Origin of the sequence: Vicingus serpentipes, from assembly GCF_007993035.1 — a bacterium.
Classification (GTDB): domain Bacteria; phylum Bacteroidota; class Bacteroidia; order Flavobacteriales_E; family Vicingaceae; genus Vicingus; species Vicingus serpentipes.
The window spans coordinates 250,123-268,076 of record NZ_VOOS01000004.1; the positions used below are offsets into that span (position 1 = coordinate 250,123).

Genomic DNA, 17,954 nt, shown 5'->3' on the forward strand with positions numbered 1-17,954 from the left:
AATAATTAAAGAATGGAAAAGATACTATTAGTTGATGACGAACAAGACATTTTAGAGTTCATTAGTTATAACCTTTCTAAAGAAGGGTATAAAGTAATAACGTCTTCTAATGGTAGAGAGGCTATTCAGGTTGCTCAAAAAGAAGAGCCAGACCTTATTATTTTAGATGTAATGATGCCTGAAATGGATGGCATTGAGGCGTGCTTAGAGCTAAGAAACATAGAAAAATTAAAAGATACGTTAATCGTGTTTCTTAGTGCACGAGGAGAAGATTACTCACAGGTAGCAGGGTTTGACGCAGGGGCAGATGATTATATATCTAAACCTATAAAACCAAGGCTTTTAGTTAGTAGAGTTAAAGCAATACTAAGAAGAAAAGGTTCGCCTCAAGAAGAAACTTCCGAACAAGAAGGAGGCATTCGAATTGATAGAGAAAAATATTTAGTTTATAAAGAAGGAACAGAATATTCTTTTCCTAAAAAAGAATTTGAATTGCTGGCCCTTTTAATTTCAAAGCCAGGAAAGGTGTTTACTAGAGAAGTTATTTTAGGTACTGTTTGGGGGGGTGAAGTTGTGGTTGGAGACAGAACCATAGATGTTCACGTAAGAAAACTAAGAGAAAAACTAGGCGACCAATACATTAAAACTATTAAAGGTGTTGGATATAAGTTTGAAGCCTAGTACTTTATTATAAAAAATCATTTACCTTTGTTCTTGTGAACAACCTTACCCCCAAAGGGATAGCCCTTAGAATTTCTTTTTTGGTAGCAACCATTGTTACCATTATTGTTTTATTAGCTCAAACTTATGCCGATAAATATAATTTATTGGTGTTAGTGTGTGTTTATCCGGCAACATTTATTTCCTCTTATTATGGGTTTTTAATTGCCATCGAAAAGTTTATTTACACAAAAATCAAATTAGTTTATCGAACAATACACAATTTAAAAAGAAATAAAACAACAGAGTTTAATAAGCTTAACTTAGATAAAGACATACTTACGCAAGTGCGTGAAGACGTAATAGAGTGGGATAAAACAAACAAACAAGAAATAGAACGATTAAAAGACATGGAATCTTATCGTCGTGAGTTTGTTGGAAATGTTTCTCACGAGCTAAAAACACCTATATTTAATATTCAAGGGTATTTGTTAACATTGCTTGAGGGCGGCATTTATGATGAAAACATCAATGTTAGCTACCTAACAAAGGCAAACAAAAGTGTAGAGCGAATGATTGCTATTATTGATGATTTGGATCAAATTACAAAGCTAGAAGCGGGAGTTATTGAAATGAACCTTAAAAAAGTTGATTTAATCGAGTTAACAAAAGAGACCATCAATTCTATAGACATTACCGCACAAGAAAAAAACATTAAAACAAGTGTTGTAAACCACACCAACAAACCATCTGTTTTTGTTTTAGCAGATAGTGATAAAATAAGTCAAGTTTTAGTTAACCTAATAGTTAATTCGTTTAAATATGGAAAAGAAGATGGAGAAACTAAAATAGAGTTTTTCGACATGGATGAATTTATTTTGGTTGAAGTTTCTGATAACGGACAAGGAATTCCAGAAGAACATCACACAAGGTTGTTTGAACGTTTTTATAGAACAGATAAAGGAAGAGCAAGAAATGCCGGAGGTTCTGGCTTAGGTCTTTCTATTGTAAAACACATTATAGAAGCTCACGAACAAACCATTAATGTGAGAAGCACGCCAGATGTTGGGTCAACATTTTCTTTTACATTAAAGAAATTCACGAATAAATAATAATTTAGATTTCGTTACTTTGTGTTATGCAGGTTAAGCTCTCGGTAGTAATAATAACATACAACGAGGAAGTAAATATCGAAAGGTGTTTAATTTCAGTTAAAGATATTGCTGACGAAATATTGATTGTTGATTCATTTTCAACTGATAAAACCAAAGAAATTTGTTTAAATCATAAAACCAGTTTTATTGAGCATGGATTTGAAGGGCATATAGAGCAAAAAAACTGGGCAATAACAAGAGCAAAATATCCACATATTTTATCATTAGATGCTGATGAAGCTTTAACTCCAGAGCTTGTAAAAGAAATTCAAAAAATTAAAGAAAACTGGACGCACGATGGATATGTTTTTAATCGATTAACTAATTATTGTGGAAAATGGATTAAGCATAGTGGGTGGTATCCGGATAAAAAATTACGATTATGGGATAGCCGCTTGGGCGAATGGAAAGGAGAAAACCCTCACGATCGCTATGAGTTGAGAACAAACAATATTAAACACATAAATAAGGACATCCTTCATTATAGTTATTACTCAATAGCAGATCATTTAGCTCAGGTTAATTACTTTACTGACATTGCAGCAGAGGCTGCAATAAAAAAAGGAAAAAAAGCATCTTTGTTTAATGTAGTGTTTAACCCTCTTGTTAAGTTTTATAGAGATTATATTTTTAAATTAGGAATTTTAGATGGCTATTATGGGTTGGTAATTGCTTTAATTTCTAGTCACGCCACATTTTTAAAGTATGCTAAAATAAAACAACTCCAAGAAGAAAAATGATTCCTAAACGCTTAATAATTAGCAGAACAGATAGCATTGGGGATGTGATTTTAACCTTGCCAATGGCTGGAATCATAAAAGAAAAATACCCAAACTGTAAAATCTATTTTCTAGGAAAAACATACACAAAGTCTATTATTGAGCTTTCTCAACATGTTGATGAGTTTTTAAATTGGGACGAAATCCAAAAAAAAGAGAACCCTTTAGCGGAATTTGAAAAAATTGAGGCTGACACGATTGTTCATGTTTTTCCAAACAAAAAAGTTGCTGAGCTAGCAAAAAAAGCTAAAATAAAAAACAGAATAGGAACGTTAGGACGAATACCACACGTGTTTACCTGTAATAAAAAGGTTTATTTTTCTAGAAAAAAATCAAATTTACACGAAGCCCAATTAAACTTAAAGCTTTTAAGCCCTATTGGAATTACAAAAGCTTTTGAGAGCGACGAATTGCATAAATACTATGGGTTTCAAGTTAAAAACAAACTACCTGAAAAGCTAAAAGAGTTAATAGATCCAAATCGATTTAATTTAATTTTACACCCTAAATCTCAAGGAAGTGCAAAAGAGTGGGGATTAAAAAACTTTCAAGAACTTATTTCTATTTTACCTCAAAACCAATTTAAATTGTTTATTTCTGGAACAGAAACCGAAAAAGAGTTGATTGGAAACGATTTAGATTTAAACCACCCCAATGTAATTTCTTTATTAGGAAAACTTAATTTAGAAGAGTTTATAAGTTTTATTGGTAGCTCAGACGGGTTGATTGCGGCAAGTACTGGCCCACTTCATATCGCCTCTTCTTTAGGCATAAATGCAATTGGACTTTATAGCTCAAGAAGACCGATTCATCCAGGAAGATGGAAACCATTAGGATTAAAAGCTCAAGCAATTGTTTACAGCCCAAAATGTGAACAATGTGCCAAAGGAGAAGATTGTGATTGTATTACTAAAATATCACCACAAATAATTATGGATTTATTGCTAAAACTGAATCCAAAAAATAAGTAAGCACCTTATTTTAAAAATTACGAACTTTATGAGTTTGCAATAAGCGAAACATAAAGGTCGTTTAAGAAATTTAATGAGTAGCAATTATCAAATATTAATACAAAAACTAGATGCTTTTATTCGAAAGTATTATAAAAATCGTCTTTTAAAAGGGGGTATTTATAGTCTTGCGCTTCTGTTGGGTTTATTTGTGTTGCTAACTACTATCGAATATTTTGCCCAGTTTAACACAACAGGAAGAACGGTAATTTTCTATTCTTTTTTTGCTGCTGCAGCATACATTCTTGTTCAATACATTTTTATACCTATTTCAAAGCTATACAAATTAGGAAAGGTAATTAATCATGAACAAGCTGCCGAAATTATTGGGCGACATTTTACAGGAGTTAAAGATAAGTTAACCAATGTTTTACAGCTTCAAGAGATGTCTCAAACCCATGATAATCAACTAGTTATTGCAGGTGTTGACCAAAAATCGATAGAATTAAAACCCGTGCCATTTACCGATGCCGTTAACTTAAAGGAAAACCTAAAACATTTAAAGTTTGCTGCTATTCCATTGTTTTTAGTGTTGTTTATTTCAATTTTTTCACCAAGTGTTTTTCAGGTGGGTACAAATAGGTTAATAAACTACAATACAGAAATTAAGCCTGTTGCTCCTTTTCAAATAAATATTTCTAATGAAAAGTTAACGGTTTTAAAAAATAAGGACTTTGAGTTAAACATCGAGATTTCGGGAGATCAAATCCCCGATAAACTTTATTTGAATCAAAACAATGTAAAAACACCTTTTAGTAAGATTAGTAATACTAAGTTTTCTTTTGTTTTTAAAAATGTCCAAGAAGCACAATCGTTTACTATTTATTCATCAGGTTTCGACTCAGAAGAATATCTTTTAACTGTTTTGCCAAATCCAATTTTAACTCGTTTTAAAATCGAGTTAAATTATCCAAACTACATCTCAAAGGTTTCAGAAACAATTGAAAACAATGGAGATTTAATTATTCCTGAAGGGACAGCTGTTAAATGGTTAATAGAAACTGAAGATGCAGGTCAATTAATGTTTTTATTGGCTGATAGTAGTATAATATTAAACCCAACAAACAATCAATTTGTTTTCTCTTCTCTGGCAAAAAGAAGTTTTAAGTACTCTTTTGTTCCTGTAAATAAACAAATAAGTTTTGGTGATACGGTAAGTTATTTTGCTCAGGTAATTCCTGATCACTACCCAACAATACAAGCCAATGAAAAACAAGATTCACTTAATGAAAAAAGAATTTATTTTAAAGGAAAAATAGAAGACGATTACGGTTTTTCTCGCCTTACTTTTAATTGTCAAATTTTAACTAAAATAGACAGTCTTCCTCAAAGAAATGAAAAAACAACGACTGAAATGCCAGTAAGCAAAACGTTACTAGCTGACGATTTTTTCCATTTTTGGAACATGGAAACAATGAATATTTTACCTGGAGATGAAGTTGCTTACTATTTTGAATTGTGGGATAATGATGGTGTTAATGGTCGAAAATCTGTTAAAACTAGTGTTAAAACGTATAGATTAAAAACACTAAAGGAAAGAGATGAAAAGACAAACAAATCTAATGAGAGTATTAAAAATCAACTATCTGAAAGCATTGATGGTGCTAAAGAACTAAAAAAAGAAGTTGAGGAATTGAGAAAAAAAATGGCTGAGAAGAAAGAGTTGGGATGGGAAGAAAAACAGAAAATAAAGGAGTTGGTTGAAAAACAAAAAGAGCTTGAAAATAAATTGGCAGACCTTAAGTTAGAAAATCAAACAAACAATCAGCAACAAAACGAGTACAAAAAATACAATGAAGAAATCCTTAAAAAGCAAGAACAATTGCAAAAACTTTTCGATGATTTAATGACGGATGAGATGAAAGAATTAATGGAGCGTTTGGAAGAAATGATGGAAAAGCTAGACAAAAATTCACTTGAAAACGAATTGGAAAAAATGGATGAATCTAGTGTTGATTTAGAGAAAGAATTAGATCGTTCATTAGAGCTGTTTAAGCAAATGGAGTTTGAACAAAAGTTAGAGGAAGCTAAAAACAAAATGGAAAAGTTAACTGAGGAGCAAAATAAACTTGCCGAACAAACTGAAAATAAAGAACAGAGCAATGAAAAGTTAGAAGAGAAACAGGAAGAGCTTAAAAAAGAGTTTGAAGAGCTTAAAAACGATTTAAACGAGCTAAAAGAGAAGAACAAAGAACTTGAAAGGCCAAAAGATTTTGACGACATGAAAGAAAAGCAGGAGCAAGTGTCAGATGACATGAAAAAAAGCTCGGACCAATTAAGCAACAATAAGAATAAAAAATCTTCTGAATCTCAAAAAAGTGCTGCAGAACAAATGGAGCAAATGGCTCAACAGATGAAAGAAATGCAAAGCGCTGAAAGTGAAGGTGAAGACATGGATGCTTTGCGTCAGTTGTTAGAAAACCTTTTACACCTATCTTTTGACCAAGAAGCTTTAATGGAAAAATTTAAAGTTGTAAAACGAGAAAGTCCTGAATATGTAAAACTAGCTCAGCAGCAAAAAAAGCTAAAAGATGATGCGAAAATGATTGAAGATTCTCTTTTTTCTTTGAGCAAACGTGTTGTTCAGTTGGAATCAACAATTAACAAGGAAATAAGAACTATTAATTCTAACATTGCTAAAGCTATTGACTTTATGCAAGAGCGACAAACACCTATGGTTGTGAGTCGTCAACAATATATCATGACATCTATTAATAATTTAGCTTTATTATTTGATGAAGCGTTACAGCAAATGCAACAACAAGCACAACAAAAGCCTGGTGAAGGAAGTTGTGACAACCCAGGGGGTTCTGGAAAGCCAAAACCTGGACCAGGAAGTGTTAAGTCTATGCAAGAGCAACTAAATAAACAGCTTGATGATTTAAAAAAGGCCTTGGAAGAAGGAAAAAAACCAGGAGGTAAAAAGGGTGAGCAGGAAGGAAAAGGAATGCCTGGTGGAAAAGGAAGTTCAAGTGAGTCTTTTGCAAAAGCGGCAGCTCAACAAGCTAAAATTAGAGATCAGTTACAAAAAATGCGTAACGAAATGAATAAGGAAGGTAAAAGCGGTGTTGATCAAATGTCAAAATTAATGGAAGAGACAGAAACAGATCTCGTTAATAAACGTATTACCCAACAAACAATAAACAGACAAAAGGAAATTCTTACCCGTCTATTAGAGTCTGAAAAAGCTGATAGAGAAAGAGAGTTTGATGATAAACGAGAGTCAACTGAAGGAAAAAACGATAATTTTAGTAACCCTGAACTTTATTTTGAGTATAACAAGAAGAAAGATCAAGAGGTAGATTTGTTAAAAACAACACCTCCTAATTTTAATTTATTTTATAAAAAGAAAGTTTCGCAATATTTTCAAAAGATTAATCAATGACCTTACTTGCTCAAAACTTAGTTTTATCTTCAGACATTTCTAACCTTATTCAAATCGAAAAGCTAATTGATTCGGTATGTGACAACTGCCACATTACTGAAGATAATTATGGAAATATTTTAATTGCATTAACAGAGGCTGTAAATAATGCTATTGTTCATGGCAATAAAGAGGATGTTTCCAAAAAAGTTACTTTAACTTATGTTGTTAGTAGTAATGAAGTTTGTTTTGTTGTTAAAGACGAAGGAAATGGCTTTGATCTAAATCAAGTTCCAGACCCAACCTTGCCTGAGAATATTAATAAATTAAACGGTAGAGGTGTCTTTTTAATGAATTCACTTGCAGACGAAGTTGTCTATGAAGAAAACGGCTCTGCTGTTTCTTTAAAGTTTTGTCTAACAAATAGTTAAGTTGTCCTTTATGAGCACCATCTCTTTTTTTTCTGAAGACATTGATTTTGAATTAATCGATGAATCAAATTATATTTCATGGCTTCAAAATGTTGTTGAATCTGAGAATAAAATTTCTGGCGAACTATCTTTTGTTTTTTGTGATGATGAATATCTACATAAGATTAATCTTCAGTATTTAAATCATGACACATACACAGATATAATTACTTTTGATTATACAGAATCTGGAGTTATCGCTGGCGATATTTTTATTAGCATTGATCGTGTTAAAGAAAATGCTTTATTGTATAATAAACCTTTTAAAAATGAACTTTCTCGTGTTATTGTTCATGGGGTTTTACACTTGGCTGGCTATAAAGATAAATCCGAAGAAGAATCAACCTTAATGCGTTCCAAGGAAGATTTTTATTTAAATTTGCTTCCTTGATTGTTTCACGTGGAACACCTAATTTTTTTATATGAATAACAGTTACGATATTATAGTTGTAGGTGCTGGTCATGCTGGCTGTGAAGCTGCTGCTGCTGCTGCAAATCTGGGTTCTAAGGTTTTGTTAATAACCATGAATCTAAATGCTATTGCTCAAATGTCTTGCAACCCAGCTATGGGTGGTGTAGCAAAAGGTCAAATAGTTCGTGAAATTGATGCTCTGGGCGGATACTCAGGAATTGTAAGCGATAAAAGCGCTATCCAATTTAAAATGCTAAATAAGTCAAAAGGCCCAGCTATGTGGAGCCCTAGAACTCAAAATGATCGTATGGTTTTTTCTAACGAATGGCGAATGATGTTAGAGCAAACTGAGAACGTAGATTTTTGGCAAGATATGGTTGTTGAACTTATTTTAGAAGGTGGTAAATGTGTTGGTGTTAAAACTCAAATTGGGGTTGAGTTTAAAGCTAAATCTGTTATACTTACAAATGGTACTTTTCTTAATGGTTTAATTCATATTGGTGAAAAACAATTTGGTGGTGGAAGGGCTGGAGATAGACCTTCTATAGGTTTGACTGAGCAGCTTGTTTCTTTGGGTTTTGAATCAGGAAGAATGAAAACAGGCACCCCTCCTAGGGTTGATGGAAGATCGTTAGATTATTCTAAAATGGAAGAACAACCTGGAGATGATAAGCCATCTAAGTTTTCTTTTTCTAACACAAGTATATTAACAAAACAACGTAGCTGTCATATTACTTATACAAATGATGATGTTCATGATATCCTTCGTACTGGGTTTGAAAAATCTCCAATGTTTCAAGGTAGAATACAAGGTCTAGGGCCCCGTTATTGTCCTTCAATTGAAGATAAAATTGTTCGTTTTTCTGAACGTAATAGACACCAATTGTTTATTGAACCTGAAGGTTGGGAGACATGCGAAATTTATGTAAATGGTTTTTCTACATCTCTACCTGAAGATGTTCAATATAAAGCAATGCATTTAATTCCTGGTTTTGAAAAAGCTAAAATGTTTAGACCTGGTTATGCTATTGAGTATGATTTCTTTCAGCCAACGCAATTAAATATAACACTTGAAACTAAAGGTGTAGAAGGTTTGTATTTTGCTGGTCAAATTAATGGAACCACAGGTTATGAAGAAGCTGCTGGACAAGGTTTGATGGCTGGAATAAACGCTCATTTAAAAATTAATAATGAAGAGCCCTTTATACTTAAGCGTAATGAAGCATATATTGGAGTTTTGTTAGACGATTTGATAACTAAAGGTACAACTGAGCCTTATAGAATGTTTACTTCTAGGGCTGAGTATCGTATATTGTTACGACAAGATAATGCAGACATACGTTTAACCGAACGTTCATTTAATTTAGGATTAGCTTCTAAAGATAGATTAGATAAAGTTTTATCCAAACAATCCGATATAGAATCTGTTATTAAAAGTTTTGAAAGAACTAGTGTTGATCCTAAAGAAGTAAATGAATATTTGTCTACTTATTCATCATCTCCTTTGAAACAAAAGGTTAAAGCGTCTTCTGTTTTAACTAGGCCAAATGTTAAGATTACTGAATTGATGAGTTATTCAGAAGATCTTAATAACAGTCTAAATTCTTTTTCTGAAGAAGTTATAGAGAGTGCTGAAATATTGATGAAATATGATGGTTATATTTCTCGTGAGAAAGATGTTGCTGATAAAATGATGCGACTTGAAAATATCAAACTACATGATAATATAGATTTTTCTAAATTAAGTTCACTTTCCGCTGAGGCAGTTGAGAAGCTTAATAAAGTAAAACCAAACACATTAGGCCAAGCCTCGCGTATAAGTGGAATTTCTGCTTCGGATATTTCTGTTTTGATGGTTCATATGGGAAGGTAGATGTTTCACGTGAAACAATTGTTTTTTCTTCTTTTTAAGCGATTTAACGAGTTTTTGGTGCTCGGCAATACTTTACCTTCAAAAACTTCTAAAAACCCCACAAAACGAATGTTTTTAAAGCGCTGATTTACAGACACTTACTTGTTTGGTCATAAAAAATTCCTACTCAATCAAAATAGAGAGCTATAAACATACATTATTGTTATATTTGGATGCTTAAAAATAATGTATGTTTAAACTATCAATTTTGATTCCTGCCTATAATGAGGCAAAAACCATTCATTTAATTTTGAATAAAGTTAAAGATGTACAACTTACATCTGGAATACAAAAAGAAATTATTATCGTTAATGATTTTTCTTCCGACAACTCTGTTGAAGTAATCGAAAAATACATTAATGAAAATCCAGACTTAGATATTAGATTATTTTCTCAAGAATACAATCAAGGAAAAGGCGCAGCAATTCATAAGGCAATAGAATTGGCTACTGGGGAATATTTAATTGTTCAAGATGCTGATTTGGAGTATGACCCAAGAGAATATAACGACTTGTTAAAACCAATTGTGGAGGGATTTGCTGATGTAGTTTATGGTTCTCGGTTTTTAGGAGGAAACCCTCATCGAATTTTATTCTTTTGGCACTCTATAGGAAATAAATTTTTGACATTTTTATCCAACATGTTCACTAATTTAAATTTAACAGATATGGAAACCTGTTATAAATTGATGAAAAGCGATGTGGCTAAAAGCTTAAATTTAAAAGAAAAACGCTTTGGATTTGAACCTGAATTAACAGCAAAATTGTCTAGAGTTCCTAATTTAAGAATTTATGAGGTTGGAATTTCGTACTATGGAAGAACCTATGAAGAGGGTAAAAAAATTGGGTGGAAAGATGGTTTTAGAGCCATATATTGTATTCTTAAATATAATCTTTTTAGTAAATAATTTAACCTATATAAGAAATGAAAAAAAATGCTCTTTTAGTTGTTGTTTTTGCAATGTTGTTTGCGTGTTCTTCTTCTGAAGAAAATAATAATGTCGAGGAAAATCTTCAAGAATCTTCTGCTTTAAAAAAAGAAGAGGTAAAAAAGGATTATGATTATTTTATCAAAAGAATTTCTGAAGATGCTGACTGGATGCTTCAAGTTGAGAAGCAAGCTGTTGAATTAGGAATTTCAACAGAAGAATCTCTTAGCAAAAACGCTAAGTTTATGGCTAAGCAAAATGGCTTTGAAGAAATTGTTCCTAGTGAGCTGGAAAAGCAAATTGATAAGATTAAAAATAATCCTGAATGGTTTAGTCAAGTTGAAAAACAAGCCCTAGAAAGAGGAATAAGTTTAGATTCGATGTTAGTTAGATCTGCAAGATATGTTATAAATAATAAAAGCAACTAATGGTTTTTAGTAGTACTTTCTTTTTATTACTTTTTTTACCCGTTTTCCTGTTTTTTTATCATTTAGCTGCTGTTAAATATAAAAACTGGGTAATATTAATTGCTAGTTTATTTTTTTATGCTTGGGGTGCACCTAAGTTTGTTTTTGTAGTAGTTGGTTCTGTTATTGTTGACTTTTACTTAATTGATTCAATGTATAAGTCCAAAGTTAAAAGAACAAGGCTTTGGCTGTTAACTATTTCTATTTCTATAAACCTTGGTTTACTCCTTTATTTTAAATATGCTAATTTCTTTATTGAAAATGTTAACGGGGTTTTATCTTCTTTTGGACAAGAAAATGTTTCTTGGACAAGCGTTGTTTTACCTATAGGAATTTCGTTTTATACGTTTCAAACACTTACATATTCTATAGATGTTTTTAGGGGAACACACAAACCATTAAAAACACCTTTGCAGTACTTAGTTTATATTATGTTATTTCCTCAAATGATTGCTGGTCCAATTGTTCGTTTTAATGAAATAGCTGATCAAATTGAAAATAGAGAAGACCTTGAAACCGTTGATAATAAGTTATTAGGGTTCTTCAGATTTGGAATAGGTCTTGCAAAAAAAGTGTTAATTGCTAACGTTATGGGACTTGAGGCTGATCGAGTTTTTTCAATGGCAGAAGAAGATTTAACAACACCAATAGTCTGGATAGGTTCTTTAGCATATACATTTCAAATTTATTATGATTTTTCTGGTTATTCCGACATGGCAATTGGTTTGGGCAAAATATTAGGATTTAAGTTTCCGGAAAACTTTAATAACCCATATGTTTCTCAAAACATAACTGAATTCTGGAGAAGGTGGCACATTACTTTAGGAAGTTTTATGCGAGACTACCTTTATATACCTTTAGGTGGTAATAGGGTGAAATCTAAAACTAGACTTTATTCAAATTTATGGATTGTTTTCATTCTATCTGGTCTTTGGCATGGTGCAGCATGGAACTTTGTTTTATGGGGAGCTTTTCATGGGTTTTTCTTAATATTAGATCGTTTATTTTTATTAAAAGTGTACAGCGTTATTGGTAAGTATCCAAGTATCTTAATTACATTTATAATTACAATAGTTGGATGGGTGTTGTTTAGGGTGGAGTCCTTAAGCCAAGCGGGATTTTATATAAAAAAGATGTTTGCTTTTGATTTTAGATCTATTGACCATTATTTAGACCAACAATTTTGGACGATATTAGTTGTTGCAATAATTTTTGCTTTTATTACTGTTTCTAAGCTAGGTTTAAAACTAGAGCAGAAAACTTTTTTTGCTGAGAGCTATACAAATAAAGGTTATGTTTTCGGAACCTTCTTGTTTTTAATTTTATTTGTTTTAAGTTTAAGCACAATAACTTCGTCTGGCTTTAATCCATTTATTTATTTTAGATTTTGATGAATGAAAAAATTATTGTTAGGGTTAGTATTTTTTCTTTTATTTATACCGTTAATTCAATGGAATATACAATTATTTGAAGAGGAACCTTTGGGTGGTGAATATACTGTTGCCGAAGAACCAGAACTAAATTGGAATAATTGGTTGACGGGTAGTTATCAAGAACAATTCTCTAGTTTTTTTAATGATACTATAGGATTTAAAAAAACCTTGGTAAGAACATATAATCAATATTGTTTTTCCCTTTTTAATAAAGCAAATTCTGTTAACACGATTATAGGAAAAGATAAAGTCTTGTTTCAAGAAAATGTAATTGAGTCTTATTTGGGTAAGAATTTTGCAGGAGAAGATAAGCTAAACAAAATAGTTGACGACTTTAAGTCTGCTCAAATAGATTTAGAAAAGCGAGGAATTCTTTTAGTTGCTGTTATTGCACCAGGTAAAGCTTCGTTTTTAAAAGAATATATACCAACTAGGTTTGCCTTATCACAAAAGAAAACTAACAATTATGACTACCTAACAAAGAGGCTGATAGAAAAGGATGCAAATATTGTTGATTTAAGTGAGTTATTAAGAAATACTAAAACCGAATATCCGTTATTTCCTAAAAACGGAATGCATTGGTCTGGCTATAGTACGATTTTAACATTTAACTCTTTAACTCGATTTATCGAAGAAAAAACAAAAAAGAATTTAAGAGGCTACATACAAAAACCAGGTGTTTTAACAAAAGATAGTTTGAGGTACACAGATAATGATATTGCAAAAGCAATGAACACTCTTTGGTTGCCAGAAAATTTTTTAATGAATTATCCGGTTGTAGAGTTTGAGGAAGATAAATATTATAAGCCAAATGTGTTAATTATAGGAGATAGTTATTCTCAAAGCTTTTATGGTTTTTACCCTTTTTATGAAAACGTTTTCAACTCTGAGTCTAGTTTTTGGTACTATAATAGAATCGAACTTTGGCCTTACGAATCGGGTAAAGAAACAAACGTTCATAAACTAGATAAAAAAGAAGAAATATTATCTAGAAATGTTATACTATTGATGGCTACAGAAGACAATTTGCATCGTTTTGGCTTTGGTTTCCTTGAGGATTATAAATATATTTTAGAAGGGGTAGAAAGCCCTAAAGATAAAGAAGTAAAAAGGCTGGAAGAAAGCATAAGAAATAACCCAGAATGGATGAAATTTATTTATATTCAAGCGAAAGAAAGAAACCAAACAGTTGATCAAACAGTTAGAGCAAACGCTATTCATCTATTCAACAATAAGAAGTAAAAATTTTATTTATGAGCATATTAAAAAAATCGTTTAATTTTTTGATTGTTCTATTATTAGCCATTGTGTTTTGTTTTTATTCTCTATCGCTTGGCGAGAGTATATTAGACCCAGGAGACGGGTTAAAACATTTCTTAATTGCAAAACATTCATGGGATTATCCTGCTCTTTTTTTTGACCATTGGGGCAAACCCCTTTTTACGTTGTTAAGCTCACCTTTTGCTCAATTTGGGTTTAAAGGTATGCTGTTTTTTAATACACTTCTTTTTGTGGTAACCAGTTTTTTTTTATTAAAAATTGCCAAATTATTTTCTTTGAAAAATGGTTGGTTAGCTATTTTGTTTTGTTTTTCTATTCCCATTTATTTTGGTGTTGTTGTTTCTGGTTTAACAGAAATATTGTTAGCAACACTTATTGTAGCAGCTTTATATTACTTTTTAAAAGAAAATTATTTTACAGGGTGTATAATCCTTTCTTTTTCTTATTTCTCTAGGCCAGAAAGCTTATTTGTAATAATGAGTTTTGTTCTGTATTTATTGGTAATTAAAAAGTATAAGTACATTCCAATTATTGGTTTATCAATTATAATTTATAGCATAGCAGGGTCTTTTACTCACGATGATTTCTTTTGGGTTTTTACAAAAAGACCTTATTCCTCAACAGGAACTTACGGATCAGGGGAGTTGTTTCATTTTGTTGGAAGCTATAAAGATACCTTTGGGAAATATATATCCTTTTCTTTTTTAGTTGGGATTTCTGTAATATCTTATAATTTTATTAAAACAAAACTAACTCCCTCAAATTTACAATGGAATTTGCTTGTTGTATTCCCTGTATTTTTAGTTGTTGGTGCTCACTCAATATTGTGGTGGAAAGGGATGCAGGGTTCTGCAGGATTGTTAAGAATTTTAGCTACAATAGCTCCTTTAGTTGCTTTAGTTGCGGTTTTTGCTTTAAATAAAATAGAATCTTTATTACCAATCAAAACTCTATCTAAGCCTTTTTCTTTTCTATTATTAATAGTTGGCTCATATACAGCTTATTTAACAGTTCAAAACCATTTTGTTGATGACAGAATGATTAGTTCGGAAAAAGTGCTGTTAGAAGCTGCGGAATGGTATAAAAACGAACATAAAGGTGTGAAGATTTACTATATGCCTCCATATTTTGCTTATCAAGCAGGTATTGATCCTTTTGGAAAAGATACAAATATGGAAATGTTTAAAATGTTTAAGGACAAAAAAAACCCGTCAAATAATGTTGAGTTTGGTGAATTAATTTTGTGGGATGGACAATTTTCTGAAATTGAAGGAAAAATTTCATTGACAACAATGTATAACGATCCAAGCTTAAGTCATGTTAAAACTTTTAAACCAGAAAAATCCTTCAAAGTTTACGGAATTAATTATGAGGTTCAGGTGTTTAAGAAGGTAAAAAACAAACTACAACAGGAAGTAAACAAGATTATAGAAAGAATAAAAAACAACAAAGAATGGTTTGACAAAGTCAAAGTAGAAGCTGAAAATAGGGGTGTATCGATTGAAGAAATGTTAAAACGATCAGCAATACATGTTATAAAAAACAGAAAGTAATTAATGAAAAAGAATAAAAAAAACACAAGGTTTTCCAAGGTATTATTTTTTTTAATTATATGCTTTTTGTTTCTTCCATTATTTCAAAAAACAACAACTTATTTTCGAGAAATAGAGATTAAAGGTGTTTATAGTTTAGCATCAAAACCTGTAAAAACTATAGAAACATGGTTTTCTGGAGAATACCAATCAAGTTATGAAAAATATTATACCGACCACATTGGTTTTAGGGGTTTTTTTATTAAACTATACAATCAAATTGACTTTTCTTTGTTTGATAAACTAAACGCTAACAGCTTAGTTCTTGGACTAGATGGTTATACATATGGACAGGGTTATATTGAAAATACTATTTCTGGTAAGGATTTTATCGGAGAAGCTCGTATTGACAGTATTTTAACAAAAGTAAAAGAAACTCAAATTAAGCTTAAAAACGAATTGAACATTGATTTAATAACAGTTTATGCTCCAAGCAAAGAGTTTGTAATTCCTCAATTTATTCCGAAAAGATATTCAAATAATAAAATAGGGCAAACTAATACTGAATGTTTTATCAAAAAATCAAAAAGAATAGGATTAAACTTTGTTGATTTAAATGAATTTCTAATAAATTTTAATGATACGAGTTATTACCCAGCTTACTATAAACAAGGGGAGCATTGGTCATATTACAGCATGATTAAATCGGGAATATATTTGGTTGACTATATCGAAAAAATTAGAAAAATTGACATGCCAGATATTAATATTGTTGGCTTAGAAAATTCTGATACCGCAAGATATTTTGATAATGACCAAGGTGATGCAATGAATTTATTATTTGACTTAAAACAAGACAGAATAGTTTATCCCATTTTAAGTTTTAATGAATCGAATAAAATAAAACCAAAAGTATTAGCAATTGCCGATTGTTATTATTTACATATTTTTAGATCACCAATAGCTGATAATTGTTTTAAAAATGGAGGCGATTTTTGGTTTTATAATAGACAACTTTCCTCAAAAAAATATGGTGATGAACAAGATATTTCTGTTGTAAATAAGCATCAAGAAATAATTAAACAAGATGTTATTATTCATATGATTACAAATCAAAATTTAAAAGATTTTGGTTTTGGCTTTTTTGATGAAATAGATAATTTATTAGAGGAATCAAAATATAAAGATTTTATTAATAAAAAAGAAGGTCTAAATAAGGAGTTTGAAGAGGAGTTGGCTAGGGTAGTTTCAAGAATAAAGAAAAACAAAGAATGGTTTGACAATGTTAAAAAAGAAGCAAAAAGTAGAAAAATTTCTATTGAAGATATGTTGGAAAGGTCTGCTAAACATGTTATAAAAAGTAGGAGCTAACAAAACAATCTACCCTTAATTTTTTTTTATACTTAAGCACATTTTTTTTAACTCTAATGGAGTATTTTTTGTTACAGTTAGCGAACAGGTAAAAATGTAATCTTTGCTTAATGATGTAACCTCTTCTGAAAAGTTTAAATTGTTCCAGATATTAGGTTTGTAGTTTTTCATTGTTAATATTTTTTCGTATTTTATTTCGTTTCGCTTGTTTGTTATTTGAACTCTTATTTCAAAAGACGATTCTATTTTTTGATTAAAATTAAGGTCCAGAAAATAATCTAATGACGAATCTATATTTACTTCAAATAAAGAACATCTATATGATATCGTTAGTCCAGAATCTCCTGGAACTGTATGGTAATCGTTTTCTAAGTCTGTTTTTTTTACTGCGTCAGTTTTATTCCATTCTAAAATTAGGTTTGCTTTTGAAGCTTCCCCAAATTTAGCACAAGGAATATTTATGGGTTTTGTAAAATTTGTTTGAATTTGCTTTATAAATAGGCAATTTAAATCATTGTAATTAAATGTGTTTCTGTTTGAGTTTTGGAAATAAATTTTAACAACATCTTCATCAGTAATATAGGAGGGTAATTTTATGAAAATAGGACCATTTTTTAATTTTTCAGTGGAGGTTGTTTTATAGAAAAATGAAGCACCAGTTTTGTTTTTAATATTTATTGAAATATAAAGAGGAGTGTTTTCTTGTTTAATTATGTTCGCTTTTATTACTATGAACTCTCCTCCTTTTAGACCCAAATCTTCAACTTTTTTATATAAAATATTTTCAAATAAACCGTTAACTTTTTCTTTATCCTTTTTTGGTATTGATAAAAAAACTAGAGAATCTTCTATGATAATGTTTTGCGTACTCTTATAAAGTGAAAAATTATACGCAGTATCTATAAGCATGTGATTATTAAAAAAATCAGGCTTTATTTCATAAATTTTTGACAATAAACTGTCATGTATAACTACATCATTATATATCTGATCAAGGTTTGTTTCAGTAATAGAATAATATTGAATGTAGTTATTTTTCTGGGTTAAATTAGAAAAGCAAGCAATAGTGTCGGTTGGCGTGATTCCAATTTTTTTAAAAAAACTGTCGAGATTGTTGCTTTCAGGAGAGCTTGCAAAGCATGATGTAGTTATTAATAAGCAAAATAAAAACCTCATAAGCA

At 30.8% G+C, this 17,954-nt stretch carries 15 protein-coding genes; 14 read left to right on the forward strand and 1 reads right to left on the reverse strand.

Going from position 1 to position 17,954, the window contains the following annotated elements:
• Positions 1-12: 12 nt before the first annotated feature.
• The 14 genes from FRY74_RS09895 (at position 13) to FRY74_RS09960 (ending at position 16,773) form a co-directional block, all read left to right on the forward strand.
• The gene (locus FRY74_RS09895) at positions 13-681 is read left to right on the forward strand and encodes a response regulator transcription factor (RefSeq protein WP_147101022.1); all 669 of its coding nucleotides are present in this window, start codon (positions 13-15) and stop codon (positions 679-681) included.
• Positions 682-716: 35 nt separating this feature from the next.
• A complete protein-coding gene (locus FRY74_RS09900; protein WP_147101024.1) occupies positions 717-1,772 on the forward strand; it encodes a sensor histidine kinase in 1,056 nt (351 codons plus the stop codon).
• A 26-nt stretch (positions 1,773-1,798) separates the two neighbouring features.
• Positions 1,799-2,554, forward strand: coding sequence for a glycosyltransferase family 2 protein (locus FRY74_RS09905; RefSeq protein WP_147101025.1), 756 nt, complete (start codon positions 1,799-1,801; stop codon positions 2,552-2,554).
• Positions 2,551-3,564 carry a glycosyltransferase family 9 protein gene (locus FRY74_RS09910; protein ID WP_147101027.1) on the forward strand — a complete coding sequence of 338 codons (1,014 nt, stop codon included), beginning with the start codon at positions 2,551-2,553 and terminating at the stop codon, positions 3,562-3,564. The genes FRY74_RS09905 and FRY74_RS09910 overlap by 4 nt, the downstream gene beginning before the upstream one ends.
• Positions 3,565-3,637: 73 nt before the next feature.
• Positions 3,638-6,988 (forward strand): hypothetical protein, encoded by a 3,351-nt coding sequence (locus FRY74_RS09915; RefSeq protein WP_147101029.1) that lies wholly within the window; start codon positions 3,638-3,640, stop codon positions 6,986-6,988.
• Entirely contained in the window at positions 6,985-7,398 is a 414-nt protein-coding gene (locus FRY74_RS09920) for an ATP-binding protein (RefSeq protein WP_147101031.1), read from the forward strand. The genes FRY74_RS09915 and FRY74_RS09920 overlap by 4 nt, the downstream gene beginning before the upstream one ends.
• A gap of 10 nt (positions 7,399-7,408) precedes the next feature.
• Positions 7,409-7,828, forward strand: a complete 420-nt coding sequence (gene ybeY / locus FRY74_RS09925; RefSeq protein ID WP_394344899.1) for an rRNA maturation RNase YbeY — start codon at positions 7,409-7,411, stop codon at positions 7,826-7,828.
• A 31-nt stretch (positions 7,829-7,859) separates the two neighbouring features.
• Positions 7,860-9,722, forward strand: coding sequence for a tRNA uridine-5-carboxymethylaminomethyl(34) synthesis enzyme MnmG (gene mnmG, locus FRY74_RS09930; RefSeq protein ID WP_147101033.1), 1,863 nt, complete (start codon positions 7,860-7,862; stop codon positions 9,720-9,722).
• Between the two features lie 229 nt (positions 9,723-9,951).
• A complete protein-coding gene (locus FRY74_RS09935; RefSeq protein ID WP_147101034.1) occupies positions 9,952-10,668 on the forward strand; it encodes a glycosyltransferase family 2 protein in 717 nt (238 codons plus the stop codon).
• Between the two features lie 17 nt (positions 10,669-10,685).
• Positions 10,686-11,117 carry a hypothetical protein gene (locus FRY74_RS09940; RefSeq protein ID WP_147101036.1) on the forward strand — a complete coding sequence of 144 codons (432 nt, stop codon included), beginning with the start codon at positions 10,686-10,688 and terminating at the stop codon, positions 11,115-11,117.
• Positions 11,117-12,547: an MBOAT family O-acyltransferase gene (locus FRY74_RS09945; RefSeq protein WP_147101038.1), complete on the forward strand. Its 1,431-nt coding sequence runs from the start codon at positions 11,117-11,119 to the stop codon at positions 12,545-12,547. The genes FRY74_RS09940 and FRY74_RS09945 overlap by 1 nt, the downstream gene beginning before the upstream one ends.
• Before the next feature lie 3 nt (positions 12,548-12,550).
• Positions 12,551-13,831, forward strand: coding sequence for an alginate O-acetyltransferase AlgX-related protein (locus FRY74_RS09950; RefSeq protein ID WP_147101040.1), 1,281 nt, complete (start codon positions 12,551-12,553; stop codon positions 13,829-13,831).
• A gap of 11 nt (positions 13,832-13,842) precedes the next feature.
• Positions 13,843-15,423, forward strand: coding sequence for an ArnT family glycosyltransferase (locus tag FRY74_RS09955; protein ID WP_147101042.1), 1,581 nt, complete (start codon positions 13,843-13,845; stop codon positions 15,421-15,423).
• 66 nt (positions 15,424-15,489) lie between these two features.
• On the forward strand, positions 15,490-16,773 hold the full coding sequence (locus FRY74_RS09960) for a hypothetical protein (RefSeq protein WP_147101044.1): 1,284 nt from the start codon (positions 15,490-15,492) through the stop codon (positions 16,771-16,773).
• Between the two features lie 15 nt (positions 16,774-16,788).
• On the opposite strand, the gene FRY74_RS09965 is transcribed toward FRY74_RS09960, so the two are convergent.
• The gene (locus FRY74_RS09965; protein ID WP_147101046.1) at positions 16,789-17,949 is read right to left on the reverse strand and encodes a hypothetical protein; all 1,161 of its coding nucleotides are present in this window, start codon (positions 17,947-17,949) and stop codon (positions 16,789-16,791) included.
• Positions 17,950-17,954: the final 5 nt, after the last annotated feature.

Coding starts and splice junctions, on each gene's coding strand:
- FRY74_RS09895 (WP_147101022.1), top strand. CDS start 13: ATGGAAAAGATACTATTAGTTGATGACGAACAAGACATTTTAGAGTTC.
- FRY74_RS09905 (WP_147101025.1), top strand. CDS start 1,799: ATGCAGGTTAAGCTCTCGGTAGTAATAATAACATACAACGAGGAAGTA.
- FRY74_RS09910 (WP_147101027.1), top strand. CDS start 2,551: ATGATTCCTAAACGCTTAATAATTAGCAGAACAGATAGCATTGGGGAT.
- FRY74_RS09915 (WP_147101029.1), top strand. CDS start 3,638: ATGAGTAGCAATTATCAAATATTAATACAAAAACTAGATGCTTTTATT.
- FRY74_RS09920 (WP_147101031.1), top strand. CDS start 6,985: ATGACCTTACTTGCTCAAAACTTAGTTTTATCTTCAGACATTTCTAAC.
- ybeY (WP_394344899.1), top strand. CDS start 7,409: ATGAGCACCATCTCTTTTTTTTCTGAAGACATTGATTTTGAATTAATC.
- mnmG (WP_147101033.1), top strand. CDS start 7,860: ATGAATAACAGTTACGATATTATAGTTGTAGGTGCTGGTCATGCTGGC.
- FRY74_RS09935 (WP_147101034.1), top strand. CDS start 9,952: ATGTTTAAACTATCAATTTTGATTCCTGCCTATAATGAGGCAAAAACC.
- FRY74_RS09940 (WP_147101036.1), top strand. CDS start 10,686: ATGAAAAAAAATGCTCTTTTAGTTGTTGTTTTTGCAATGTTGTTTGCG.
- FRY74_RS09945 (WP_147101038.1), top strand. CDS start 11,117: ATGGTTTTTAGTAGTACTTTCTTTTTATTACTTTTTTTACCCGTTTTC.
- FRY74_RS09950 (WP_147101040.1), top strand. CDS start 12,551: ATGAAAAAATTATTGTTAGGGTTAGTATTTTTTCTTTTATTTATACCG.
- FRY74_RS09955 (WP_147101042.1), top strand. CDS start 13,843: ATGAGCATATTAAAAAAATCGTTTAATTTTTTGATTGTTCTATTATTA.
- FRY74_RS09965 (WP_147101046.1), bottom strand. CDS start 17,949: ATGAGGTTTTTATTTTGCTTATTAATAACTACATCATGCTTTGCAAGC.